Below are 23,270 nucleotides of genomic sequence, written 5' to 3' on the forward strand. Positions count from 1 at the left end.
ATGGGGGTTACTGTGGGCTCGCCTGAACACCGCGAATGGATTGCTCTACTAAGTCAAGAACATTTTCCAGCTCCGCGGTATCGCCCAAGGCAAGCCGATTAATGAATCCGTCCATAAATACCTCAAGATAGATGGCTAAGGTATCGATTCCTACATCATCTCGTAGGCGACCCTTATCCGCATTAGATGCCAATCGTGCGCGAACCGCTTCATCACGAACCGATTGATTTTCTTTCCACCGAGCGGCGAACGATGGGTCAGTGCGTAGCAGGGAGGTGATTTCCAAGCGAGTGGCTAGCCAATCGTGGCGCTCAGGATGGTCGAGCATCTCTCGCATGACTTCTACCAAGCCATTTTGAGCCACGACTTCGGCTTGACGAGCGGCATCTTCTTGCGCCAAGGCAAGGAATAGTGACTCTTTGTCACCGAAGTGGTGAAAAATTGCGCCACGCGACTTACCCGTCGCTTGTTCGAGTAGCCGAACAGTCGCTCCCTCGTACCCGTGCTCTGCAAAGCAGCGGCGGGCACCTACGAGAATGTCGTGCCGGCGGCGGCTAAGCTCAGATTCGCTCACGATGGGCATAGCAGGGAACTCTCCTTAATGGGGATGTCTAAAGATTGCTTAATCAGTAATTTTAAATAAGAAATAAAATCGACGTGACGAAACGCGGGGCCGCATTGCCCTTCCTGGGGAGGGCGGTGCAACCCCGCGTTGTCGACTGAACTTAGTCCTTTAGCCCCCTCGGGTAGGCTGAAGGACTGCGCGAAAACGCTTAGTTCTTGACCATCTGACGCAGAACGTACTGCAAGATGCCGCCGTGGCGGAAGTAGTCAGCCTCACCCGGGGTGTCGATGCGGACGTCAGCATCAAACTCCACGGTCTCGCCGGATTCCTTGGTAGCGGTTACGTGGACGGTCTTCGGGATGGAGCCATCGTTGAAGGCGGAGATGCCCTCGATGTCGAAGGTCTCCGTACCATCCAAGCCCAAGGACTCGTGGGACTCGCCTTGCGGGAACTGCAGCGGGATAACGCCCATGCCAATCAGGTTGGAACGGTGGATACGCTCGAAGGACTCAGTGATAACAGCCTTCACACCAAGCAGGTTGGTGCCCTTGGCTGCCCAGTCGCGGGAAGAGCCAGTGCCGTACTCCTTACCAGCAATGACAACGAGCGGAATGCCGGCTTCCTTATAGTTCTGGCAAGCATCGAAGATGAAGGCCTGCGGGCCGCCTTCCTGGGTGAAGTCACGGGTGTAGCCACCGGTGACGTCGACCAGCTGGTTGGCCAGGCGAATATTCGCGAAGGTACCGCGCATCATAACCTCGTGGTTACCGCGACGGGAGCCCAGGGAATTATAGTCCTGGCGGGCAACGCCGTTTTCATCGAGGTACTGCGCAGCCGGGGTACCCGGCTTAATAGCGGAAGCAGGGGAGATGTGGTCAGTGGTGACGGAGTCGCCCAGCTTTGCCAGAACGCGCGCACCCTTGATGTCTTCAACCGGGTTCGGCTCGGTTGGCATGCCATCGAAATAAGGAGCCTTGCGGATGTAGGTGGAATCCTCATCCCACTTGAAGGTCTCGCCCTCCGGCACGTCCAGGTTGCGCCAAGCATCGTCGCCCTTGAAGACGTCGGCGTAGTCAGCCTCGTACATCTCGCGAGAGATAGCGGACTGGATGGTGTCCTCAATCTCCTGCGGGGATGGCCAAATGTCCTTCAAGAAGACATCGTTGCCTTCCTGGTCCTGGCCCAGTGGCTGTGCATCAAAGTCAAAGTCCATGGTGCCGGCAATGGCGTAGGCGATGACCATGATTGGAGAAGCCAAGTAGTTCATCTTGACGTCCGGGGAGATACGGCCCTCGAAGTTGCGGTTACCGGAAAGGACCGCGGTGGCAGCGAGGTCATTTTCGTTGATGGCTGCAGAAACCTCATCCGGCAATGGGCCGGAGTTACCAATACAGGTGGTGCAGCCGAAGCCGGAGAGGTAGAAGCCCATGGCTTCGAGGTCCTTCCACAGGTCTGCACGCTGGAAGTAGCCATCAACAACCTGGGAGCCAGGAGCACAGATGGTCTTAACCCATGGCTTGGACTGCAGGCCCTTTTCTGCTGCCTTACGGGCGATAAGGCCTGCGCCCACCATGACGGATGGGTTAGAGGTGTTGGTACAGGAAGTAATGGAGGCAATGGCAACCATGCCGTGGTCCAAGGTGAACTCGCCACCGTTTTGGGACTCAACGGTAATTGGGTTGGAGTGACGGCCCTTCGCGCCAGTAGCCGAGGACTCGCCGTGACCCTCACGAGCCTTGTTCAAGCCGCCGGTGACGTCCTCCATAGCCGGAGCGCCGCCTTCTGCGGACATGCGCTTTGCCTCGGCAGTGGATTCGTCAACGCAAACCTCGTCGGTAGTGTAGTTAGCCAGATCCTTGCGGAACTGCTCCTTGGCCTCGGTCAGCAGGATGCGGTCTTGGGGGCGCTTCGGGCCGGCAATGGAAGGAACAACGGTGGACAGGTCCAGCTCGAGGTACTCGGAGTACTTTGCCTCTGGAGCGTCCTCCTCCAGCCACATTCCCTGTGCCTTGGCGTACGCCTCGACGCGGTCGATCTGCTCCTGCGGGCGGCCGGTGAGCTCGAGGTACTTGGTGGTCTCCTCGTCAATCGGGAAGATCGCAGCGGTGGAACCGAACTCAGGAGACATGTTGCCGATGGTGGCGCGGTTTGCCAGCGGGACAGACTTAACACCGTTGCCATAGAACTCAACAAACTTCTGCACAACGCCGTGTTCGCGCAGCATCTCGGTGATGGTAAGAACGACGTCGGTTGCAGTAACGCCGGTAGGAATCTCACCGGTCAGCTTGAAGCCTACGACCTTCGGGATAAGCATGGATACCGGCTGGCCGAGCATGGCAGCCTCTGCTTCGATGCCGCCGACGCCCCAGCCAAGAATGCCCAGGCCGTTTTCCATGGTGGTGTGGGAGTCAGTACCGATACAGGTATCCGGGTAAGCGAGGCCCTCGTTGTCGAATACAACGCGGGACAGGTACTCGATGTTTACCTGGTGGACGATGCCGGTTCCCGGAGGAACAACGCGGAAGTTGGAGAAGTTCTCAGCACCCCAGCGGAGGAACTGGTAGCGCTCTTCGTTGCGCTGGTACTCAATTTCAACGTTCTTTTCCAACGCATCGGTAGAGCCGAAAGCCTCAACGATGACGGAGTGGTCAATGACCATTTCGGCCGGGTTGAGAGGGTTAACCTGATCCGGGGTGCCACCCAGTGCGGAGACGGCCTCACGCATGGTAGCGAGGTCAACAACGCAAGGAACACCGGTAAAGTCCTGCATGAGGACGCGTGCTGGGGTGAACTGGATTTCGGTGTCCGGCTCTGCCTCCGGATCCCAGTTTGCCAAGGCGTTGATGTGGTCCTTGGTTACGTTCTTGCCATCCTCGTTACGCAGCAGGTTTTCTGCCAGCACCTTGAGGGAATAAGGCAACTTCTCCAGACCGGAGACGGTGTTGATGTCAAAGTAGTCATAAGACTTACCGTTGACATCAAGGGTCTTCTTGGCCTCGAAGGAGTTCAAGCTTTCAGTCACAGGGAGCTCCATTCCTTGTTAATAAACAGTGTGTTCTGTTTGGTACTCGTCGCCAGTCGTCACCGCGGGGCAGTGCTCGGCGTCACTGGTCACTAGTGTGACGCGACGCGACCATGGGGCCCGCTGTGTTGAAGGCGACAAAGAACGCGATGGTTCACCTAGATATTGTAGAGGCTAAAACCTTCGGTCGCTGCCATTGTAACAGTACAAGCGTTCTGTTTTCACCTTTTCTGAAAAATCGGCGAGTTGAGGAAATGGGTTCCCGTGATCTGACCGTATCTTGGGGAGAAGAAGTTAGTTTAGGAGCCCTATATAAGGAAGAGATACACATGGTTCCCGCGGGCGTAGATGTAGCTGATTTGGCAGGTCAGCTCAAAGTGGACGGCGTGGCCTACACGTCCCCAGCACTCAGCCAAGATGCACTGCTCAACGCGGAGGTAGCTCAAGGCTTGCGAGACGGTGACGGTGTGGCCGTGGTTGATGTGATAGCTGATCGTGCGTCTGATGTCCGTGACATTGCCCAAGAGCTCCAGGACGCGACAGGCTTGAATACTGTCATCGTACAAACTCCTCGCCATGTTTCTTCCGTTAGTGACACTTATAGCCGCGCTGACATTGAGTCGGTACAGGCGCAGATCCCGCCTGGAGTTGAACAAGTAGACCTTCTGTCTGAGTACTACAGGGGACTAGACCAAATCAGCTTCCCGGTGGGCACGGTGGTGGGAGCGGTTGCCGTAATCGCCGTGATTGTATTCGTTAGCTCTTTCCTAGCGGCCGGCCGTCACACGCCCTAATAGTTGAAAGGGATCTACGGAAATTGGGGGTGTGAGTCGGGCGAGTGAAGAAAGCCGGGCGGGAAACGAGGAACTTGGCTTTCCAAAATTGAACAAATGCTCCTCGAAAAATCAGTTTGTTCGAAAAAGTATCGCGTTAAAGGGCGAAACTTTTGCGGGCCATTAATGTACGAAAATTTCGGGCAACTGGCCCGAAGGCGTGTACTGAAGGGCTCGGGGTGAATGTGGATGGCGCAGTTTCGTTCACTCACGGTTTGTTGAGAGAGTCGGTTGTGGATCGGGGGGAGAAGTTCGGTCGGGACTTAGCGTGAATCGGGTACCTAATTAGGGATCGTGAATGGGGCAGGGGAGTGGTCAAAGTAAACCCTTAGGGGTTGACATCCGGTGGGGGAGTGGTTCAGTTGTTCCAGTCGTGGCCTGGCTGGGGGTTGGAGGGGCGTATAGAACCCCAGTTAGTTCGTGATTAAAGTCACAATAACGGGATGGTAACAAAATCATTGCAGGTTAGGTGCACATGTTGAGTCATGTGAATTAACTTGACTCACGTGAATTGCGGGAAAATTGTGCGAAACGGGCGTGTCGTGACGTAAGGTTCGATTGTCGACTCAGGAGACATTTCTTGCTTCCTGGGTTCATGGGCTTAGCCTTGACTGTCACGAGAGAACTCGCACGGGTATGTGGGGAAGCACGCCTCGAGCGAAAGTTAGAACGTCGAGTGGCCGTTCTTGGGAGTCAATGAACCGGGACCCATCGAAAATGATTTGGGACGCAGGCAAAGAACTTGAGCGATTGCAATGTTCGAAAAATTACACATCAACCCACCTTCCGTTTATGAGGTGAGACGGGTTCATTAGAACTCCACCGTGTGGAAATTTTGGTGCGAACCTTTTATATGGTTAAGGCTGAAAGCCTGTCGTCACAGAAGGTGCGTACGGAGAGGTCCATAGGGATAGGGTCCGAGAACACCGAATCACTCCACAAGGGTCAGCCTCGTGTGGCCTGTTCATGGTTTGTGGCTGCTTGCCCTCGACGGCTCGGTAGTGCTCAAAAGGTTAGACCTTTTGGACTCCAGTTGGCGCCGCGGCGAGGTCCGCCAGAACCCGTAGAGCAGTTCTCACAGTGCTCAGTGCAACGAAGACGTGATCGGGGCATACGGAACCGCGGGTTGTAAAACGCACCCTGGAGCGTATGTCGCGCGCAGCGCAAGAGTAGAAGTGGATTTCACAGTCCGTGGGACTTTGTTTGAACAGAGGATAGTTGTAGACCATCTGTGTCCGACTTGTCGGGCTCGTGCAAGTAGACCTTTAGGCTTTCTTGCCGGGGTCCGAATTGTCTGGATGTCGCTGTTGTGGGGAAACAGTAGCGATTTGAGGCGGCCAAAATTTGGCGCGGCAAGTCCACAACTTTCTCTAGTTCCTACATGGAAGCCCTAAGGCTGCTGAGGGTCCACCGAAAGTGCACACCCGGAGTGAAGTCTCAGCCGAAGTAGGCAGTCCATCAATAATTACCGCTCTAGTGTCTGAGGGCACCAGGGGGTTAGCTTCGTGTATCTATTGATACCGACTCGAAGCGAACCTCTGGGCCACCCAATAAGGCATGCGATAACGCCTGTGTTTGTGCGAAATTTGCAGGCGGGGAGCCCGGGCATACCTATGTCCGGAGGTCTTCATGGACCCTCACTAAAGGAGCAGCGTGGGCCCAAACTAGGAGTATTTCAGTGGCCACCATTCGCCTTCCGCGCATTCGACATGTTCGCGCTTTCATTGCTGCAGTAGCAGGTACCGCAGCTATTTCAACGCTTTCCACCGTAGCCCCAGCGGGCGCCGATGAAGTATCAGCGCCAACCCCAGGTTCGGTCCAGGACCAAAACTCAGACCACGTAGCAATTGACCGTGCAATTGACCGTGCGGTTGCCAACGCAGATTCACTGCAGGGCGCTGTAGAGGAATCCCGGGCAGAGCTAGGTCGCGCGGAAGCAGATGTTTCCGCAGCGGAAGACCGTATTGCTCAGATTCGAACCCAATTGGAACAAGTGAACGGCGAGCCGGGCACTAATGAAGACTATGTTGCCAGCTTGGAAGATGAGCTGCGCCAGGCGGGTGAGGAAAAGCGAGAAGCCGAGAATCGTGTTGCGCAGGAGCGCCGAGAGCTGGCCCAAAATGAAGCGCGACTAAACGCTACCCAAAGATTTGCGGAAGCCACTTTTGCCCGCCAGCAGCAGGCTGCGCCCCAAGGGGAGGTGGCAAGCGGGGTGCAGCTCTCGCAGCAGGATTCTCTTCCAGTTGCGCCAAATCAAGGCGATAATCTTGATTCGGAGGTGTCAACAAATGCTTTCTCGGTCAGCCCTCATGACTTGACAAGAAAGGTCAAGCCGCAAGACTTTACGGATGAGGTAGTGGATCAGGGATCGTCCGAGGTTCCGGGCAGTGCGGACGTTGCCGATAATCCGGAGGATCCATCCGTTGCTGAGCAGGCGAAGACTACTCCAGAAGCGGACTTTGGAAACGCCCTCAATAAGGGTGCAACGCCTACGTTCCAGAACGTCGATTTCGGCACTGGGTCCTCTGTGAACGATGCGCTCGCACTTGCGAATGATATCGCTGCAGCCGTTGATGAGGACGATGTGCGCACCCTCATGCAGGGCTCGTCTGACCTACTAGGTTTGGACAGCCCGAATACTGCACCTGCCGCCAGTGTTGACGCTCCCGAGGTGGATGAGGTGGCTGAAGTAGAGGAAAGCACCACCGGTGCAGACGCGGGCCGAGACGCTCAGATTGAGGCCGTCATTTCTCGCGCTGAGTCTCAGGTCGGCGTCCCTTATGTGTGGGGTGGCGGCGATAATAACGGTCCTACTGGTGGGCTTCGCGATGGTGGGGTGGCTGATTCCTTCGGGGACTATGGACAGGCTGGCTTCGATTGCTCGGGGCTAGTAAAGTACGCCTACGCGGCAGCCGGCCTGGACCTTCCTCACTACACTGGTGCGCAGTACCAGCAGGGTAAGAAGGTTCCCCGCGAGAACGCACAGCGCGGTGACCTTATCTTCTACGGACCTGGTGGAAGCCAGCACGTAGCTATCTACCTAGGCGATGGCCAAATGATTGAAGCGCCACAGTCGGGTCAGACTGTTTCAGTAGTTCCGGTTCGCTGGGGTGGCGCTACTCCCGATGTCGTGCGCCTTCTCTAATCTCCAACTTTTGGTTGGTATGGTTTAGGGCATGACTGACGCACAACAGAATGCCCAAAACTTCGACGCCCTCCTCGTTCTTTCTTTCGGTGGCCCGGAAGGAAACGAGGAGGTCGTTCCTTTTTTGGAGAACGTTACCCGAGGTCGAGGTATCCCTCGCGAGCGGCTAGAAGTGGTGGGCGAGCATTATTACCACTTCGGAGGGGTAAGTCCGCTCAATGCACTTAACCGCGAAATCATCGATCATCTCGAAGGAGAGCTGAAAAAACGCGGACATAATCTACCGGTCTACTTTGGCAATCGAAATTGGTATCCCTTTGCCAGTGAGACTGCGGAGAAGATGTCTCAGGACGGGGTGCGCAAGGTAGCTGTCTTCGCTACCTCTGCATGGGGTGGGTACTCCGCATGCCGGCAATATGATGAGGACATTCAGCAGATGCGTGAGCATCTGGCGGAGCAGGGTTTGCCGGACATTGAATTTACTAAGATTCGCCAATTCTTCGATCATCCGAAGTTTGTGGCCGAAATGTCAGCCGCTGTCACGGAGGTCTGGGGAGAGATTCCGGAAGAAAAGAAGGAATCCACTCGCTTGCTATTTACCGCCCATTCGGTTCCCGTTGCACACGATAACGCGGGCGGCGTGGAAGGCGACAAAAACCTTTACTCCCGCCAGGTGGTTGAGGCGTCGCGGTTGGTGGCCGCACGGGCCGGTATTTCTGATTATGACCTTGTATGGCAGTCACGTTCGGGTAATCCACGCACTCCGTGGCTCGAGCCTGACATTGTTGATCACACCACAAACATCCATAACAACGAAGACGTCGACACGGTCGTGGTATGCCCGATTGGCTTCATCTCCGATCATATGGAGGTTGTCTGGGATCTTGATTCCGAGCTGCAGAAGGCAGCCGAAGAGATGGGTGTCAAGGTCCTGCGCACCCGTACAGCGGGTCCGACTCCACGTTTTGCGGAGATGGTTGTTGATCTTATCGATGAACTAGAGCAGAGCCGCGAGTGGGAGACCAGCGGGAGTGTCACGGTGCAAGGGTGCACAGTCAATGGTGAGCCGTGTGCAGCGGGGTGCTGCGATATTTGGTCCCGTTAACGGGAAAATTCTCCAAGCGCATAAGACACGCCCGTCATGCGGGCCTGGCGGATGTGACGCCACAAGCGAAGTAATTGTGGATCAAGGCTGTGGTCATTGATGCGGTCAGTGACGGTTTCGATGATCGCGGCTACCCGGTCAGCCCGGGCAAAGAGCTTGGCTGACCGGGCTGGCGTTGAACGGGGGAGTCCGGGGGTGTCATAGAAGTCGTTCAGAGTTCCCACGGTGAGGCGTGGGTTGGGCAAGGCCTCGGTGCTATACCCGGTTGCCGCGATGAGCTCGGCGGACTCATTGGTTGCTTGAGAAAGGAGTGCGTCGGCTTCACCGGGGCTTAGCCAGGCGGGCGCGGGGAGCTGCTGCTTTTCGACGACCACTTGCCACGCCGTATGGCTGTGGCGAATGTGGGGGATGAGGACTAAGTTACGCAGGGGATCATTGGTGCGAACTATGATTGCTCCGGTAGAACTTTGTGTAGCCGCGCGATAGGAGTCCGATCCCGCCGGCAATGCAGGCGGCTCGCCTGGCCCGGACAGTGCGAGGCGCACGATAGGTTCTGCACGTACACCGCGATGAGCGGTAAGCTCGGAGGTCTCCGCGCGCAGCATGGCTAACACATCGACGAAGGGGGATTCGTCCAAGTATTCTGGACGTCCGCCTAGTTCCGTAAGCGCGTCCAGCAAGTCATCGGTGGTTTCATGTCCCCACAGCCACGAGCCAAGCCAGACGGCGGTGTTTTGTAAAGGTGACCATACTTCGGCGCGCATATCCATGGCGAGCCAGTCTAGTAGATAGACTAACGGGCCATGAGTTTTGATCCTTATGGCGGAGATATTTTTGCTGGCCACTCGCGGTCGAAGCCGCGCCAGTACCCAGAAGTGCCAGCCGAGCCCGGAATGGTAGTGGAAGTGCGCGGCGATGACTTTGTGGGTGCTGTTATGGGCGTGGATAAAACCGTTTTCGGTGAGGTGGTACGCCTTGAGGATCGCCATGGCGTAGAACGGGTCTTTAACCTGGTTAAAGGCGGGTTCCTAGTGGAAGGCAAGCCAGTAACGCTTACCCGGTACGTCGAAAAGCAGGCTCCCCGTAAGTCCAACTCCGGCTCCCGCCGCGTAGAGAACGTGGAGGCCAAGGTTGCCGCGCCATCGCGCATTTGGGTGGAAGGCGTGCATGATGCCGCCATTGTGGAAAAAGTGTGGGGTCACGACCTGCGTGTGGAAGGCGTGGTAGTCGAATACCTCGAGGGTTTGGACAACTTGGAGGCGCGCCTCGCAGAGTTTCAGCCAGGGCCGGGCCGCAGGGTCGGCGTATTGGCGGATCACTTGGTTCAAGGCTCTAAGGAAACCCGATTAACGGAAACCGTGGGAGAGCATGTCCTGGTAACTGGGCACCCCTTCATCGATATCTGGGCGGCGGTAAAGCCGCAGCGCGTTGGCCTGCGTGAATGGCCAGATGTACCCTACGGCGAGGATTGGAAGACCGGTATTTGCCGCCGCGTAGGGTGGAGCGACCCGGAGGATGGGTGGCGTCATGTCTATAACGCCGTACATTCCTTCCGCGACCTAGACTCCAGCCTGATCGGCGCTGTGGAGCGCCTCGTGGACTTCGTTACTACACCTGAGTTGAGCAAGTCCGACTTGCTCTAGGGGTGGGCAAGGTTGGCGCGTTCAATTAGGTTGACGGCCAACTGCCACCCCGCCATCTCCGCGCTCCAGCCGGCCGCCTGGAGGCGTTGCGACATGGCTTGCTTGGAAATTCCTAGCTGTTCGGCGGCCTCATTCTGGTTGAGTCCTGCGCGGACAAGCGAGGTTGCTTCGCGCCCTTCGATGGTGCGCTTGTGCAAAACGTAGCCAAGCAGGGCAAAGGTGGCCGCGATGTCGCTCGCCTCCGAGGCGCGGCCGCGCTTATTGAGTTTGGCGTAGACTTGGCCCATGCGGGCGGACTTCCGCAATGCAGCGGTTGCTACCTGGCGCGCGCCTTCCTCATCTTCCTGGTTGCCGGGGCTAATGCCGATGCCGATGGCCCAATCGCCGTCGGCAAGCAAGGCCATGACCACGTCGCACACTGCTGTTGCTGAATCAACTACGGCGCAAATATCTTCCACGCCGAGCACGTGGAACTCGCCCACACCATTGAGGGTGGATAGAGCCGTTGCAGAGCGTTGGACCAACTCTGCGCGACGCACGGAGCGGCCCCGGTAGCGAGCGTGGACAGCAAGCACAGAAAATCCTCCTTAAGGAACCAATTGCGAAATAGTCTACCGCCCGTACTTGACTTATGGGCGAGTGGGTAGACGTGAATCCATATACAGCCCGCCCATACCGATGGCGGCAAAAGCTACCATGGCGACAACGATGCTGGGCGAGGTGTGGCCTGTGAGGGCATCGCCGAAGAAGACGCCGAGGGCAGTAGTCGGGATGGAACCGAGGAGGGTGGCCACGGTGAAATGGCTAAGCTTCACGGGCGTTAGTGCGGCAACATAATTCAGGAGACTGAAGGGGACGCCGGCCACCATTCGCAGCGAAGCGATGGCCAGCCAGCCGCGCCGCTCCAAGTGGGCATTGATTTTAAACACTGCGGGGTGAGTTAGGTGCGGCCGGATCCAGTCTCCGAGGAGCGTGCGGACGATGAGGAGCGACAGGGCCGCAGACGCCGTCAAGGCGCATAAGGAGAGGGTGAGGCCCTTCCATGGGCCAAAAAGTATTCCTGCGGCTACCGTCCAAAACGTCCGGGGGAATGGAAGCTGCGTAAATATGACATAACCTAGGGTGAAAAGGAGAGGGAACCACGCGCCATAGCGGGTAGAGGCGTCGCGAAGCTGGGACACGTCCGGCAGATCGAAGAAGTAAAGGAGGGTGACGCCGGTGACGATGGCGGCGAGGACGGCTACCCAACGACGCATCGACCACTGGGAAATTGACCGCCAAGCGGACCGAGCGAGCGATTTGAGGAAATGGCCGAAGCTGCGCGCCCAACTCAAAAGTGTGGTCATGGGGGAGATCGTAGTCCTTGTAGGAGTACTGAATAGAAAATCCGGCGGTTACCTTAGTGGTAACCGCCGGTCCGTTGTGCCCGAGGGGGTGTCTGGTTCGGAGACATCGTTCCGCATGTCTCATAAGATCGTTCCGGTCTAACCAGCACCAATGTCTCACCACATCGTTCCGGTAGAAGTGCCTGAAGCTAAAACTGCCCAGAAACGGTAAAAAGCGATGTCTCGAGACATCGATCCTCCATGCTTTAAAAATGGAGCAGAAATCAAAACCAAGCCCAAAAATCATCATCGAAACCATGCTTGCTACCGGCATGACTCAAGCCGAAGCCTCTGACCATTTCGGCGTCAGCACACGATGGATCCGAACACTTCAAGCCCGCTACCGAGAAGGCGGAATCAAGGCACTAGAACCACGCTCTAAACGCCCCCGCACTAACCCCCGAGCACTCAACCCCAGCACTGTCGACCGCATCCTTCAACTGCGCCAAGACCTAACAAAACGCGGTACCGATGCCGGTGCCCACACCATTCGATGGCACCTACAACAAGAGGGAATCGACCCACCACCAGCACCATCTACAATCCACCGAGTGCTAGCAAATAATGGCCACGTCATCGCCCAACCACAAAAGCGTCCCCGCAGCTCATGGATACGATTTCAAGCAGATCAGCCCAACGAAACATGGCAAATGGACTACAGTGACTGGACCATCGCAGGCCACAAGCGAGTAGCTATCCTCACCATCTTGGACGACCATTCCCGGTTCATCATCTCCTGCTGCGCCTACAACAACGCTACCGTGGCAAACGTCATGGAAAGCTTCATTAATGCAGGCCAGACACACGGCTACCCCCAGTCCACCCTCACCGACAACGGCCGAGCATTCACAACCAGCACAGACCGGACAAACCCCGCCCGAAACGGATTCGAGCAACTGCTCATAGACCTAGGAATCAAGCAGAAAAACGGCAAACCCTACCACCCCCAGACACAAGGAAAAGTTGAACGCTTCCACTACACCCTCAAACTTGCCCTAGCAAACAAAACACCAGCTCAAAGCCTCGATGAACTCAACGCGCAGCTAAAAGAAATTATCGAATACTACAACCACAAACGTCCCCATAGAGCCCTAAACAGAACCACCCCCGCAGAAGCCTACACAGCACTGCCCAAAGCTCTCCCAGCAGACATCAAACCAGACCACGACTACCGCCTACGCACCGACAAAGTAGGCACCAACGGCAAGACAACCCTGCGATGGGGTGGCAAACTACGCCGCCTCTACATCGGACGCAGATGGGGCGGCGAACCAATCACCATGATCTGCATCGACAACCACGTCGATATCAAAACAACTGCCACCGGGGCACAAATCGCTGCCTACACACTCACCGAAGAAAAGATCTACTACAACAAGAAAGACAACGAACTCAGCCCCCAACGGGGCAACTAAAAACGAAAAATCTCGAGACACCGACCGGAACGATGTCTCGAGACTTCACATTGTGCCCGAGGGGGGACTTGAACCCCCACGTCCGTTAATAGGACACTAGCACCTCAAGCTAGCGCGTCTGCCATTCCGCCACCCGGGCAGGGTGTTTATCAGCCTCTCGGCTGGGCACTCCGATACTGTATCCTGCTCGAGGCTTGCTTTACAAATCGCCTGCGTGTGGCGTGAAAAAGCTACCGTTAGCGGCGTGTGGAAATACATGGTTGTAAGTCTGGTTGGGGGCTTTCCACATGTGCGGCAAAACTTATGCAGGCTGCGGAGGTTACACCACATCGACATCGGCTTGTGAGGTGGGGTACAAATGGGTCTATGACTTCTTACGCAGATGATTCCCGCTTTCCTGGTCCAGATCCTTACGCACCGCTGCGCGATGTCCCGTCCTTCGTTCTCTCGTCCACTGATGTGGTGGAAGGAGACGAGCTCCAGGAAAAGCTCCGCGCCCCAGAGAGCGTATCTCCTCAGCTTGCGTGGTCCGGACTGCCGGAAGGCACTAAGTCCCTGGCCGTGACTTGTTTCGACCCAGATGCGCCAACGACTTCTGGTTTCTGGCACTGGGCAGCGTTCAATATCCCCGTCGAGGTAAGCGAGCTGCCTACCAATGCCGGTGCCGCCGAGGACTTGGGTATTGACGGCGTCATCAGCTTGCGCAACGATTCGGGCGAGCGCACCTACTTCGGTGCAAACCCGCCTGCCGGACACACCCCGCACCGCTACCTCTATGCCGTCCATGCAGTCGACGTAGAAAAGCTCGACATCGACCCAGATGCTTCGCCGACCGTGCTTGGGTTCAACCTGCATTTCCACGCTCTTGGACGCGCCATTTTGTGGGGCTGGTACGAGGCGAAGTAATGGCGAGTAGCTCTACTTCATCGCAGCCTTGTCCGCCGGCGGCGCTGCGGGTCGGCGGCGCCTTCATGGTGGTCGCATTCGTGTTGGTGCTCTTTGCGTTAATCTCCGTCTTCACGGATGGTTGGGGTGCCGATTTCGAATGGACGTATTTCAAAGCGGCGATTATTGTCGCCGCGGTCATCGTCGGGGCCTTTAGCACCATGAGCAAGAGTCAGGCGGGAAGCCGCGCGCAGGTTGCAGCATTGGTCATCGCCATTGTGATCATTGCAGCAAGCCGCTTTCTGCCCAGCGATATCCTATTCACTCAACCACAGTTTTGGGTCGTGTTCTACGCCGGCTTCGCGGTGTTGTGCGCACTGGTCCTGAAGCGCAGCGCCATGTCGCAGGCCTAGCCAGCACCGCAAAGATAAAGGGTCCGCCTACTTCCACTGTGTGCAGCAGGAGAAGTAGGCGGACCTTGAGTTGAGCAACCTTGGGCTGGACTAATCTAAGGGCTTCCAAGGAAGACCGGAGCCAACCGCCTGGGAAATATTGCTCATACCGTGGGCACGGATTTGAGCGGCAATGCCGCGGTGAATATCGCGGATCCAGTCCGGACCGCCGTAGATGAGACCGGTGTAGCCTTGCAGCAGGGAAGCGCCGGAAGTGATGCGTTCCCATGCTTGCTCCGGCGTGGAGATGCCGCCCACGGAGATGAGGGTGAGCTGGCCGCCGACTCGCTCATTGAGGCGGCGCAGTACTTCTAGGGAGCGCTCGGCTACCGGAGGGCCGGATACGCCACCGGCACCCATCTCCTTTACCTCGGCGGCTGGGGTCTTGAGTCCCTCGCGGGAAATGGTGGTATTTGTCGCTACTATTCCGTCGAGGCCGAGTTCGAGGGCTAGGTCTGCCACGGCGTCAACGTCGGCATCGGAAAGATCTGGGGCAATTTTCACCAGCACCGGAACCGCGGTGCATTCTTGCACGGCGGAGAGAATGGGACGCAGCGATTCCACTGCTTGCAGGTCGCGCAGGCCCGGGGTATTCGGGGAAGAAACGTTGACCACCAGGAAATCTGCCAAGTCGCCCAACACCGACGCGGAGCGGCGGTAGTCTTCTACTGCATGCTCGGCAGGGGTGACTTTGGTTTTGCCAATATTGATGCCAATGACATCGCTGTAGCGACGCTTGCGCAGGTTTTCTGCGGCGGCTGCTGCACCTTCATTGTTAAAGCCCATCCGGTTCAAGATGGCTTTATCGGCCTTCAGACGGAAGAGCCGCGGCGCAGGATTGCCGGGCTGTGCTTGGGCGGTGACGGTGCCCAACTCTGCATAACCAAAGCCAATGGGAGTCCACGTATCAGCAGCTGCGGCGTTTTTATCGAACCCGGCGGCAAGTCCCAACGGGCGGGGGAATTCTACACCGAAGACCTCTTGGCGCAGCACTGGATCGTTGACCGGCAGGATCTTTGCTAGGGCTCGGTTGACGGGGCCGGCAGCTTGGAGTCCGCTCAAGGCCGTATTGATGATCTCGTGTATCCGCTCCGGACTGAGCTTGAACATGCCGCGCAATGCAAGCTGGTAGGCCTGCGCGCGCAATTGGTCAATAGTGCTGGTCATCTTCTTAAGACTCCTTCTTCAGGTGCGGGGCGTCCACGAACTGCAGCCCGTGGCCGGTGGCGGAGGCGGCGACAAAGGTGCCGTCGCCAAGCATGGCAATATTTTGCGCATCCGGCACGGTCGAGAGATCTCCGCGCAGCTCTGGGACGCCTTTGGCAATCTCAAAGGCATAAGCCTTATTGGTATCGGTGGCGCTCACCCACGCCAGATTGCGCTTATTATCCCAGGCTACGCCCCATGGGGTGCCCTCTACGTTGCCGTATTGATGCAGGCGGACAACGTCATCGGAAGTGTAGACGGCCAAGCGGCCGCCCTCGGTATCGGAGGCGAGGACTACGCCGTTATCGCCCACCGCGATGCTGCCGACCCCCTGGCCAACGCGCAGTCGGCCGCCCGCGCGATCATTCGTCCAGTCCACGTTTTGGATAGTGGAATCCTCTCGGTGGATGCGCACCACTCCGTCATCGCCTGAGGAATTGGGCACGGCCAATAGCTGGTCCGAGCCGGCTTCCACCTCGATATCTCCGTCACGCTTTCCGTCCTTATAGATGCCTACCGTGGTGGAATCGGCCGAGGTGGCAAAGATCTCACCGCTGGATAGCTGGGTGGCGGCGGTAACTGGGGAGTCCTCCTCCATGTGGACCTCCTGGGGAGAATCCGGGGATGCAGGATCGATCAGCAGAACCTTATCTGGGCAGGCGAGGACGAAACCCGACTCCGAAGAACTGAGGTCACCACACTCCGCAGAAATGTCTAGCGAGGTAGCCTTCTTCTCTTCAAAATCCTTCTGGCTACCGATGAGAAGCTCGTCTTTGGTGCGCACTGCCAGCGAGTCATCAAAGGCGGCAAGGTCAGTGATGTCTCCCTTAAGGTCGACCACAGTGCCTTCCGGATCCGCCTTAGCCGGGGAGGCCGCTGGGGTGGCATTGCCCTTGACCGCGGTCTCTGGATCGGCGCCCACGCCCACTTCGGGCTGGCAGGCGACCAACGCGGTGGCGCTGAGCGCCAGCAAACTGGAAAGGATAAGTGCGGAGCCAGATTGAGATTTCACGGCTACTAATCCTAACAGCGCGCGTTGTAAAAACTCGAAGCCCAGCGCGGCTGTAGTGTGAAGCGGGTGATTTCTAATACCGCAACTGACGCTGTTTCTTGGGCGCAGGTCATTGTTTTGTCCATTGTGCAGGGGCTTACCGAGTTTCTTCCGGTAAGCTCCTCCGGTCACCTGCGCATTGTTTCCGAACTCTTTTGGGGCAACGACGCCGGCGCGTCCTTCACCGCAGTTATCCAGCTGGGTACGGAGCTGGCTGTGCTGGTCTATTTCGCCCCAATGATTTGGCAGATTCTCTCCGGCTGGTTCCGCGGCTGGGCCCATAAGTCCTCTCGTGGCCAGGACTGGCGCATGGGGTGGATGGTCATCGTGGGTTCCATTCCCATCGGAGTTATCGGCCTCGCATTCGAGGATGCGATCCGCGGCGCCCTGCGCAACCTGTGGGTTACCGCCGCAATGCTCATCCTCTTCTCCTTTGTCTTCATCGCTGCAGAAAAGCTGGGCAAGAAGGAGCGCGGCTTTGAGGAGCTAACCATGAAAGACGCCATTGTCATGGGTTTGTGCCAGTGCTTGGCGCTCATTCCGGGTGTTTCTCGCTCCGGCGGCACCATTTCCGGCGGTCTGTTCCTAGGGCTGGACCGCGAGGTAGCCACACGCTTTAGCTTCTTGCTGGCCATTCCGGCTGTGCTGGCTTCGGGGCTTTTCTCGCTTCCCGACGCCTTTTCTCCCGAATCCGGCCAAGCAGCCTCCGGCCTGCAGCTTCTGGTCGGCACTGGCATCGCCTTTGTACTGGGCTACGCCTCCATTGCGTGGCTACTAAAGTTCGTGGGCAATCACTCCTTCTCCTGGTTTGCCGCTTACCGCATCCCGGTCGGCGTGCTCGTCATGATCCTCCTGGCATTGGGAGTCCTGCAGCCGCTCTAAGACACACCGCGTTAGTATGGTGGCTATGCATTCTTGGCCAACACCTTCCTTCCGCCCTGTGCCGGGTGATGCGGAACAGCTGCGCTTGTACGATTCTGCGAACCAAACCATCGCTCCCGTAGAGGTCGCAGGGGATACCGCCACCATGTACGTGTGTGGCATCACGCCCTATGACTCCACCCACTTGGGCCATGCCGCTACGTACCTGACCTTTGACCTCATCTACCGTGCGTTCCTGGATGCCGGGAAGAAGGTTCACTACGTCCAAAACATCACTGACGTCGATGATCCGCTATTCGAACGTGCCGAACGCGACGGTGTAGATTGGCGTGAGCTCGGCACTTCTCAAATTGATCTCTTCCGTTCCGATATGGAGTTGCTCTCCGTATTCCCGCCGCAGGACTATATCGGCGCCATGGAGGCCATCGATGAGATCGTGGAGATGGTGCACAAGCTTCTCGACGCCGGAGCGGCCTACGTCGTAGACGACCCCGAGCACCCAGATATCTATGCCTCCGTCGAGGCCACCGAGCGCTTTGGGTATGAGTCCAATTACTCTGCCGAAGAGATGCGCACGTTCTTTGCTGAGCGCGGCGGCGATCCCGACCGCCCAGGGAAGAAGAATCCGCTCGACGCACTCATCTGGCGCGCCCACCGCGAGGGCGAACCAGCCTGGGAGTCGCCCTTTGGGCCTGGTCGCCCGGGGTGGCATATTGAATGTTCCGCCATCGCTACCAACCGCTTGGGTTCTTCCTTTGATATCCAGGGTGGCGGCAGCGACCTGAAGTTCCCGCATCACGAGTTTTCCGCCGCCCACGCAGAGGCTGCCCTACGAGTAGACCGCATGGCACAGTTCTATGTGCATACCGGCATGATTGGGCTCGAGGGCGTCAAGATGTCTAAGTCCTTGGGCAATCTCGTCTTCGTTCACAAGCTCGTAGAAGCGGGTGAAGAGCCCTCCGCTATCCGCTTGGGCGTCTTCTCCGGTCATTACCGCGACGAGCGCGACTGGTCCGACGAGGTGCTCGCCGCCGCTAAGCGCCGCCTCGCCGCATGGCGGGAGGCCTTGGCGCAGCCGGGAAGCATGGCAGGGGCCGAAGAGGTCGTCGCCAAGCTGCGTGCCGCAATCGCGAACGACCTTGATACCCCGGCCGCGCTCGCTGCCGTGGATGAGTGGGCAGAGGCCGACCGTGGCACGGACGAGGACGGCGCGGCCGATTTGGTTCGCACCGCACTAAATTCGCTCCTCGGCGTGCAGGCTTAGGCAAGATAGGGCAGTATCTACAGCATGAGCATTCGCGCTGATTTCCAACCCACCGTAGATGAGTTCATTAGTGACCTGAAGTCCTTCGCCACCGGCGATTACCTCAAGGAAGATGAAAAGGAGTTCTGGGAGGCACCGTTTGACGCCAACGTCCTCCCAGAACTGCGCGGCCACCTTGAGCAGATGCTCGATGGGCTGGATGCTCTTCCGGACGATCCTGACGGACCGCAGTTGGTCACCGTCTTGTCCAAGACCGTTCGTACGTTGGCAGATTTTAATCGCGCTCAGCACGATGCCGTTCTCGAGCCAGAGGAAAAGGAAGAGCTCTCTGAGCTTATCTACAACGCCAGCGCGGCCACCGGAGCAGACGACGAAGCCCTGTCGCAGATTCCGGAACTGGACTTTTAGATCTGACCCTTGCGCCTTAGTAAGCGCCAGCTGGCATCAACTGCGCAGCTGGCTCTTGCCGCCGTGTGCCCACAGCGCGGACGGCGAAACTATTTCCTTCCCGACAGAGAAAGCTAGCTTTATTCTTGTGCCGCACCCCACCGCCGCTTCCAGCCAGACTAAGCCCGCCGCCATCTTCTGGGATATGGATGGTACCCTCACCAATTCGGAGCCTCTCTGGGCGGAGGCAACATTTTATCTTTCAGAACTGCTGGGCAAGCGGCTTACTCCCACCCAACGCCTAGCTACTGTGGGCGCAACCTTTGATACCACCTTGGTAATCTGCGCGAATAATGCGGGGGTGACGCTGCAACCCGGTGACAGCGAGCGTTACCGCGCCCGAATGTTTGACTATGTCAAGGTCCTTTTTTCTCGTCAGCTGGAGATTTTCCCGGGAATCCCTGCGCTGCTTCAGGAACTGAAAGCCGATGGCGTGCCCATGATGGTCACTACCAATACAGAGCGCAATGTCGCTGACGCTGCTATCGATTCTTTGGGGCGGCATTATTTCGTCGATACTATCTGCGGGGATGAGGTTCCTGCCGGCAAACCAGCGCCGGATATGTACCGCGAGGCCGCCCGCCGCATTGGAGCAGATCCCGCGGATTGCTTAGTTTTCGAAGATTCCGCAACCGGTATGCGCGCCGCAGTTGATGCCGGCTGTGCGGTTATCGGTTTGCCCGAAGGTGATCAGGTTGAGGTACCGACCGAGGTCACCGAAATTTCTAGCCTCCGCGATTCGCGGCACCTCGCGGGAGCTAAGGCCACTGATGTCTATGAGTGGTTCGCTAAGATTTCGGTGCGGCAATAGAAATTTAGAGTTCCCCTACATTCTCTAACTACCTGTGGAACAATAGGTAGGCGTGAAGAACTTTGAGACTCTTTTTACGGAATTAGCCGAGAAGGCCGACCAGCGTCCAGCTGGTTCTGGCACCGTTGCTGCGCTGGATAAGGGCGAGCATTTCATCGGTAAGAAGATCATCGAAGAAGCCGGGGAGGTATGGATCGCCGCTGAATATCAGTCCAACGATGAGCTGGCGGAAGAGATGTCCCAGCTGCTTTATTGGACTCAGGTCATGATGCTTAAGCGCGGACTTACCCCTGAAGACCTTTATAAGTACCTCTAGGCAACACCCCACAGGATGGAAGGAACCGCATGATCAAGATAGCTGTCCCCAATAAGGGCTCGTTATCAGAAGCCGCCGTGGAGATCCTTGCAGAGGCCGGTTACAAGGGCCGCGGGCATTCCAAGGCGCTCAACGTAGTGGATTCCGATAACGGGGTCGAGTTCTTTTTCCTGCGACCGAAAGATATCGCCATCTATGTCGCCCGCGGGGTCTTAGACTTAGGCATTACTGGCCGGGACTTGGCGCTTGACTCTAAAGCGAACTTTGATGAAGTTTTGCCGTTAGGCTTCGGTGGCTCCACGTTCCGGTACGCAGCGCCGCAAGGGGAGGAGTGGGATATCTCTCAACTGGCTGGGCGGCGGATTGCGACGTCGTACCCCAATCTTGTCCGCGCAAACCTCGCCGCACAGGGAATTGAGGCCGATGTTATTCGATTGGACGGGGCCGTAGAGATCTCCATCCGGCTCGGGGTTGCCGATGTTATTGCTGATGTCGTGTCAACTGGTACTACTTTGCGCCAGCAAGGATTGGCGCCGTTCGGGGAGCCGATCATTGAGTCTGAGGCGGTAATTATTAAGCGCACAGGGGTAGAGGTCACTGAGGAAGAGCAGGTAGTTCTCGACCGCATTCAGGGAATTCTGCACGCTCGCACTTATCTAATGATCGACTACAACATCGCTCAATCCAACCTCGACGCAGCCGCTGGTATTACTCCAGGATTGACCGGTCCTACGGTGTCGCCGTTGGCGCGTGAGAACTGGGTGGCAGTGCGAGCGATGGTTCCGAAGAAGCAAGCTAACCAAGTCATGGACCGACTTTCCAAACTTGGCGCGGAAGCAATTTTGGCTTCTGATTTACGTATCGCCCGCTTTTAGGGGAGGGATTTTTCTGGGTCGGCCCAAATAGATTCAGTCGCGGCTAACATTAGCGGTTGAGGTTACTCATTCGAATATAAGTCTCGACAGGCAAAGGAGCCGAGCCATCATGGCAAAGTCCTCTAAGAAAGAAGAAAAGGTCACCAAGTCTGCAGCAAAGGACGTGAAGAAGAAGGAAGCTGACACTTCCACTCACGCCGCACAGCAGAAGGTGGCCGAGCAAAAGGCACCGAAGAACTCCAGCAAGAAGACTCGCACCGAGACCGACCTTCTTGGTTCTTTGGAGGTACCCGCTGACGCTTACTACGGTGTGCACACCGTACGCGCGATGGAGAATTTCCAGATCTCTTACGTGACCATCAACACCATCCCGCACTTCATTCGCGGCATGGTCCAGGTCAAAAAGGCGGCCGCCATGGCAAACCGCCGCCTGCACGTACTGCCCAAGAAGAAGGCTGAAGCCATCATCTGGGCCTGTGACCAGATCCTAGAAGAGGGTCGCTGCATGGATCAGTTCCCGCTGGACGTCTTCCAGGGTGGTGCTGGTACCTCGCTGAACATGAACACCAACGAGGTTGTTGCCAACCTCGCACTGGAGTACCTCGGTGAGGAGAAGGGCTCCTATGACATCATCAACCCGAATGATGATGTGAACATGTCCCAGTCCACCAACGATGCTTACCCGACCGGCTTCCGCTTGGGTCTGCACGCAGCAGTTGATCACCTCATTGAGCGCATGGATGGTCTGCGTGCCGCATTCCAGGTCAAGGGCAATGAGTTCCAGGACATCCTGAAGATGGGCCGTACTCAGCTTCAGGATGCTGTTCCGATGACCTTGGGTGATGAGTTCAAGGGCTTTTCCAATAACCTGAACGAGGAGCAGGCATTGCTGCGCGATGCACAGCGCCGCCTGCTCGAGATCAACCTGGGTGCAACCGCAATCGGCACCGGTGTGAACACCCCGGCTGGCTACCGTCACCAAGTCACCGCAGCCTTGTCTGAGGTCACCGGCCTGGAGATGAAGACCGCTCGCGATCTCATCGAAGCAACCTCTGACTGTGGCGCTTACGTGCTGCTGCACGCCACCATCAAGCGCGCAGCAATGAAGCTTGCCAAGATCTGTAATGACCTGCGCCTGCTGTCTTCCGGTCCACGCGCTGGCCTGGCTGAGATTAACCTGCCTGCCCGTCAGGCCGGATCCTCCATCATGCCGGGTAAGGTCAACCCGGTTATCCCGGAGGTTGTAAACCAGACCTGCTTCAAGATCTTCGGCAATGACCACGTCGTCACCATGGCCGCTGAGGCAGGCCAGCTGCAGCTCAACGTCATGGAGCCAGTCATCGGCGAAGCACTGTTCCAGTCCATTCGCATCATGGGCAACGCCGTCGATGCTCTGCGTGAGAAGTGTGTCACTGGCATTACCGCCAACGCGGATGTGTGCCGCGCCTACGTGGAGAACTCCATTGGTATCGTCACCTACCTGAACCCATTCATCGGCCACCACAATGGTGATCTGATTGCTAAGGAGTCCTTGGAGACCGGCAAGGGCGTCAAGGAACTCGTCCTGGAGAAGGGGCTGCTGGATGAAGCAACCTTGAATAAGGTTCTGTCCGTAGAAAACCTCATGCACCCAGAGTTCCGAGGCCAGCTCTTCATCGACGAGGACTAAGCCCACAACTCTTAAGGAGCAGCAGGGCATAGCGCCCGCGCAAAAGGCACCCCGCAGTCGCCGCCACTTTTACTTCACTGGGATGAAAAGCAGGCGGAGGCTGCGGGGATTTTGCATGATGGGGGAGCACCATTCGAATTAATCTTTTACGGCCCTATCCAGGAACAATGCACCTTAAAATACCGGTCATTTTATAGCGAAATCCTTAGTTTATGTGGGAATCAACACAAACAGGCATTTTAAATGAATAAATCACCACAGCGGGTGCAAAATAGAAGATGTTGAGGACGGCATGCACT

21 protein-coding genes and 1 tRNA gene are annotated in these 23,270 nt (G+C 57.1%); 14 read left to right on the forward strand and 8 right to left on the reverse strand.

Annotation, left to right across the window (positions count from 1 at the left end):
* Nucleotides 1-7 precede the first annotated feature (7 nt).
* Nucleotides 8-583: a TetR/AcrR family transcriptional regulator gene (locus LG376_RS09390; RefSeq protein ID WP_198493070.1), complete on the reverse strand. Its 576-nt coding sequence runs from the start codon at nt 581-583 to the stop codon at nt 8-10.
* Between the two features lie 190 nt (nt 584-773).
* Nucleotides 774-3,587 (reverse strand): aconitate hydratase, encoded by a 2,814-nt coding sequence (gene can, locus LG376_RS09395; protein ID WP_225746927.1) that lies wholly within the window; start codon nt 3,585-3,587, stop codon nt 774-776.
* 329 nt (nt 3,588-3,916) lie between these two features.
* On the opposite strand from can, the gene LG376_RS09400 reads away from it, so the two are divergent.
* The 3 genes from LG376_RS09400 to LG376_RS09410 all read left to right on the forward strand — a co-directional run bounded on the left by LG376_RS09400 (nt 3,917) and on the right by LG376_RS09410 (nt 8,670).
* A complete protein-coding gene (locus LG376_RS09400) occupies nt 3,917-4,381 on the forward strand; it encodes a DUF6676 family protein (RefSeq protein WP_225746928.1) in 465 nt (154 codons plus the stop codon).
* Nucleotides 4,382-6,098: 1,717 nt separating this feature from the next.
* The gene (locus LG376_RS09405) at nt 6,099-7,565 is read left to right on the forward strand and encodes an NlpC/P60 family protein (RefSeq protein WP_225746929.1); all 1,467 of its coding nucleotides are present in this window, start codon (nt 6,099-6,101) and stop codon (nt 7,563-7,565) included.
* A 31-nt stretch (nt 7,566-7,596) separates the two neighbouring features.
* The gene (locus LG376_RS09410) at nt 7,597-8,670 is read left to right on the forward strand and encodes a ferrochelatase (RefSeq protein WP_225746930.1); all 1,074 of its coding nucleotides are present in this window, start codon (nt 7,597-7,599) and stop codon (nt 8,668-8,670) included.
* On the opposite strand, the gene LG376_RS09415 is transcribed toward LG376_RS09410, so the two are convergent.
* Nucleotides 8,667-9,440 (reverse strand): hypothetical protein, encoded by a 774-nt coding sequence (locus tag LG376_RS09415; RefSeq protein WP_225746931.1) that lies wholly within the window; start codon nt 9,438-9,440, stop codon nt 8,667-8,669. The genes LG376_RS09410 and LG376_RS09415 overlap by 4 nt on opposite strands.
* 33 nt (nt 9,441-9,473) lie before the next feature.
* Here LG376_RS09415 and LG376_RS09420 point away from each other — a divergent pair, with 33 nt between their 5' ends.
* Nucleotides 9,474-10,313, forward strand: a complete 840-nt coding sequence (locus LG376_RS09420; protein WP_225746932.1) for a DUF3097 domain-containing protein — start codon at nt 9,474-9,476, stop codon at nt 10,311-10,313.
* Here the strand turns inward: LG376_RS09420 and LG376_RS09425 are convergent.
* Together LG376_RS09425 and LG376_RS09430 are read right to left on the reverse strand one after the other, a co-directional pair.
* Nucleotides 10,310-10,888: a MarR family transcriptional regulator gene (locus tag LG376_RS09425; protein ID WP_225746933.1), complete on the reverse strand. Its 579-nt coding sequence runs from the start codon at nt 10,886-10,888 to the stop codon at nt 10,310-10,312. The genes LG376_RS09420 and LG376_RS09425 overlap by 4 nt on opposite strands.
* 54 nt (nt 10,889-10,942) lie before the next feature.
* On the reverse strand, nt 10,943-11,659 hold the full coding sequence (locus tag LG376_RS09430) for a TVP38/TMEM64 family protein (RefSeq protein WP_225746934.1): 717 nt from the start codon (nt 11,657-11,659) through the stop codon (nt 10,943-10,945).
* Nucleotides 11,660-11,910: 251 nt separating this feature from the next.
* On the opposite strand from LG376_RS09430, the gene LG376_RS09435 reads away from it, so the two are divergent.
* On the forward strand, nt 11,911-13,113 hold the full coding sequence (locus tag LG376_RS09435; RefSeq protein ID WP_225746188.1) for an IS481 family transposase: 1,203 nt from the start codon (nt 11,911-11,913) through the stop codon (nt 13,111-13,113).
* 53 nt (nt 13,114-13,166) lie between these two features.
* On the opposite strand, the gene LG376_RS09440 is transcribed toward LG376_RS09435, so the two are convergent.
* Nucleotides 13,167-13,252 (reverse strand) — tRNA-Leu (locus LG376_RS09440).
* Nucleotides 13,253-13,479: 227 nt separating this feature from the next.
* Between LG376_RS09440 and LG376_RS09445 the strand changes: the two genes are divergently transcribed.
* Both LG376_RS09445 and LG376_RS09450 read left to right on the forward strand, forming a co-directional pair.
* Nucleotides 13,480-14,019 carry a YbhB/YbcL family Raf kinase inhibitor-like protein gene (locus LG376_RS09445; protein WP_225746935.1) on the forward strand — a complete coding sequence of 180 codons (540 nt, stop codon included), beginning with the start codon at nt 13,480-13,482 and terminating at the stop codon, nt 14,017-14,019.
* Nucleotides 14,019-14,411 (forward strand): hypothetical protein, encoded by a 393-nt coding sequence (locus LG376_RS09450; RefSeq protein WP_225746936.1) that lies wholly within the window; start codon nt 14,019-14,021, stop codon nt 14,409-14,411. Before LG376_RS09445 ends, LG376_RS09450 begins: the two co-directional genes overlap by 1 nt.
* Before the next feature lie 90 nt (nt 14,412-14,501).
* Here the strand turns inward: LG376_RS09450 and LG376_RS09455 are convergent, their stop codons facing one another.
* Nucleotides 14,502-15,617: a quinone-dependent dihydroorotate dehydrogenase gene (locus tag LG376_RS09455; protein WP_225746937.1), complete on the reverse strand. Its 1,116-nt coding sequence runs from the start codon at nt 15,615-15,617 to the stop codon at nt 14,502-14,504.
* A gap of 4 nt (nt 15,618-15,621) precedes the next feature.
* Nucleotides 15,622-16,668 carry a hypothetical protein gene (locus LG376_RS09460; protein WP_225746938.1) on the reverse strand — a complete coding sequence of 349 codons (1,047 nt, stop codon included), beginning with the start codon at nt 16,666-16,668 and terminating at the stop codon, nt 15,622-15,624.
* 66 nt (nt 16,669-16,734) lie between these two features.
* Here LG376_RS09460 and LG376_RS09465 point away from each other — a divergent pair, with 66 nt between their 5' ends.
* From LG376_RS09465 to aspA, 7 genes are all read left to right on the forward strand, one after another.
* Nucleotides 16,735-17,589 (forward strand): undecaprenyl-diphosphate phosphatase, encoded by an 855-nt coding sequence (locus LG376_RS09465; RefSeq protein WP_225746939.1) that lies wholly within the window; start codon nt 16,735-16,737, stop codon nt 17,587-17,589.
* Between the two features lie 25 nt (nt 17,590-17,614).
* Complete coding sequence (gene mshC / locus LG376_RS09470) at nt 17,615-18,853, forward strand: cysteine--1-D-myo-inosityl 2-amino-2-deoxy-alpha-D-glucopyranoside ligase (RefSeq protein WP_225746940.1); 1,239 nt, start codon at nt 17,615-17,617, stop codon at nt 18,851-18,853.
* Between the two features lie 24 nt (nt 18,854-18,877).
* The gene (locus tag LG376_RS09475; RefSeq protein WP_198493056.1) at nt 18,878-19,261 is read left to right on the forward strand and encodes a hypothetical protein; all 384 of its coding nucleotides are present in this window, start codon (nt 18,878-18,880) and stop codon (nt 19,259-19,261) included.
* Nucleotides 19,262-19,445: 184 nt separating this feature from the next.
* The gene (locus LG376_RS09480) at nt 19,446-20,111 is read left to right on the forward strand and encodes an HAD family phosphatase (RefSeq protein WP_225747382.1); all 666 of its coding nucleotides are present in this window, start codon (nt 19,446-19,448) and stop codon (nt 20,109-20,111) included.
* A gap of 52 nt (nt 20,112-20,163) precedes the next feature.
* Nucleotides 20,164-20,427: a phosphoribosyl-ATP diphosphatase gene (locus LG376_RS09485; protein ID WP_198493055.1), complete on the forward strand. Its 264-nt coding sequence runs from the start codon at nt 20,164-20,166 to the stop codon at nt 20,425-20,427.
* A gap of 29 nt (nt 20,428-20,456) precedes the next feature.
* Nucleotides 20,457-21,302, forward strand: coding sequence for an ATP phosphoribosyltransferase (gene hisG / locus LG376_RS09490; protein ID WP_225746941.1), 846 nt, complete (start codon nt 20,457-20,459; stop codon nt 21,300-21,302).
* Between the two features lie 109 nt (nt 21,303-21,411).
* Nucleotides 21,412-22,971 carry an aspartate ammonia-lyase gene (gene aspA / locus LG376_RS09495; protein ID WP_225746942.1) on the forward strand — a complete coding sequence of 520 codons (1,560 nt, stop codon included), beginning with the start codon at nt 21,412-21,414 and terminating at the stop codon, nt 22,969-22,971.
* Nucleotides 22,972-23,270 lie beyond the last annotated feature (299 nt).

The sequence above is a fragment of the Corynebacterium sp. Marseille-P4611 genome, assembly GCF_916618765.1.
GTDB classification, from domain to species: domain Bacteria; phylum Actinomycetota; class Actinomycetes; order Mycobacteriales; family Mycobacteriaceae; genus Corynebacterium; species Corynebacterium marquesiae.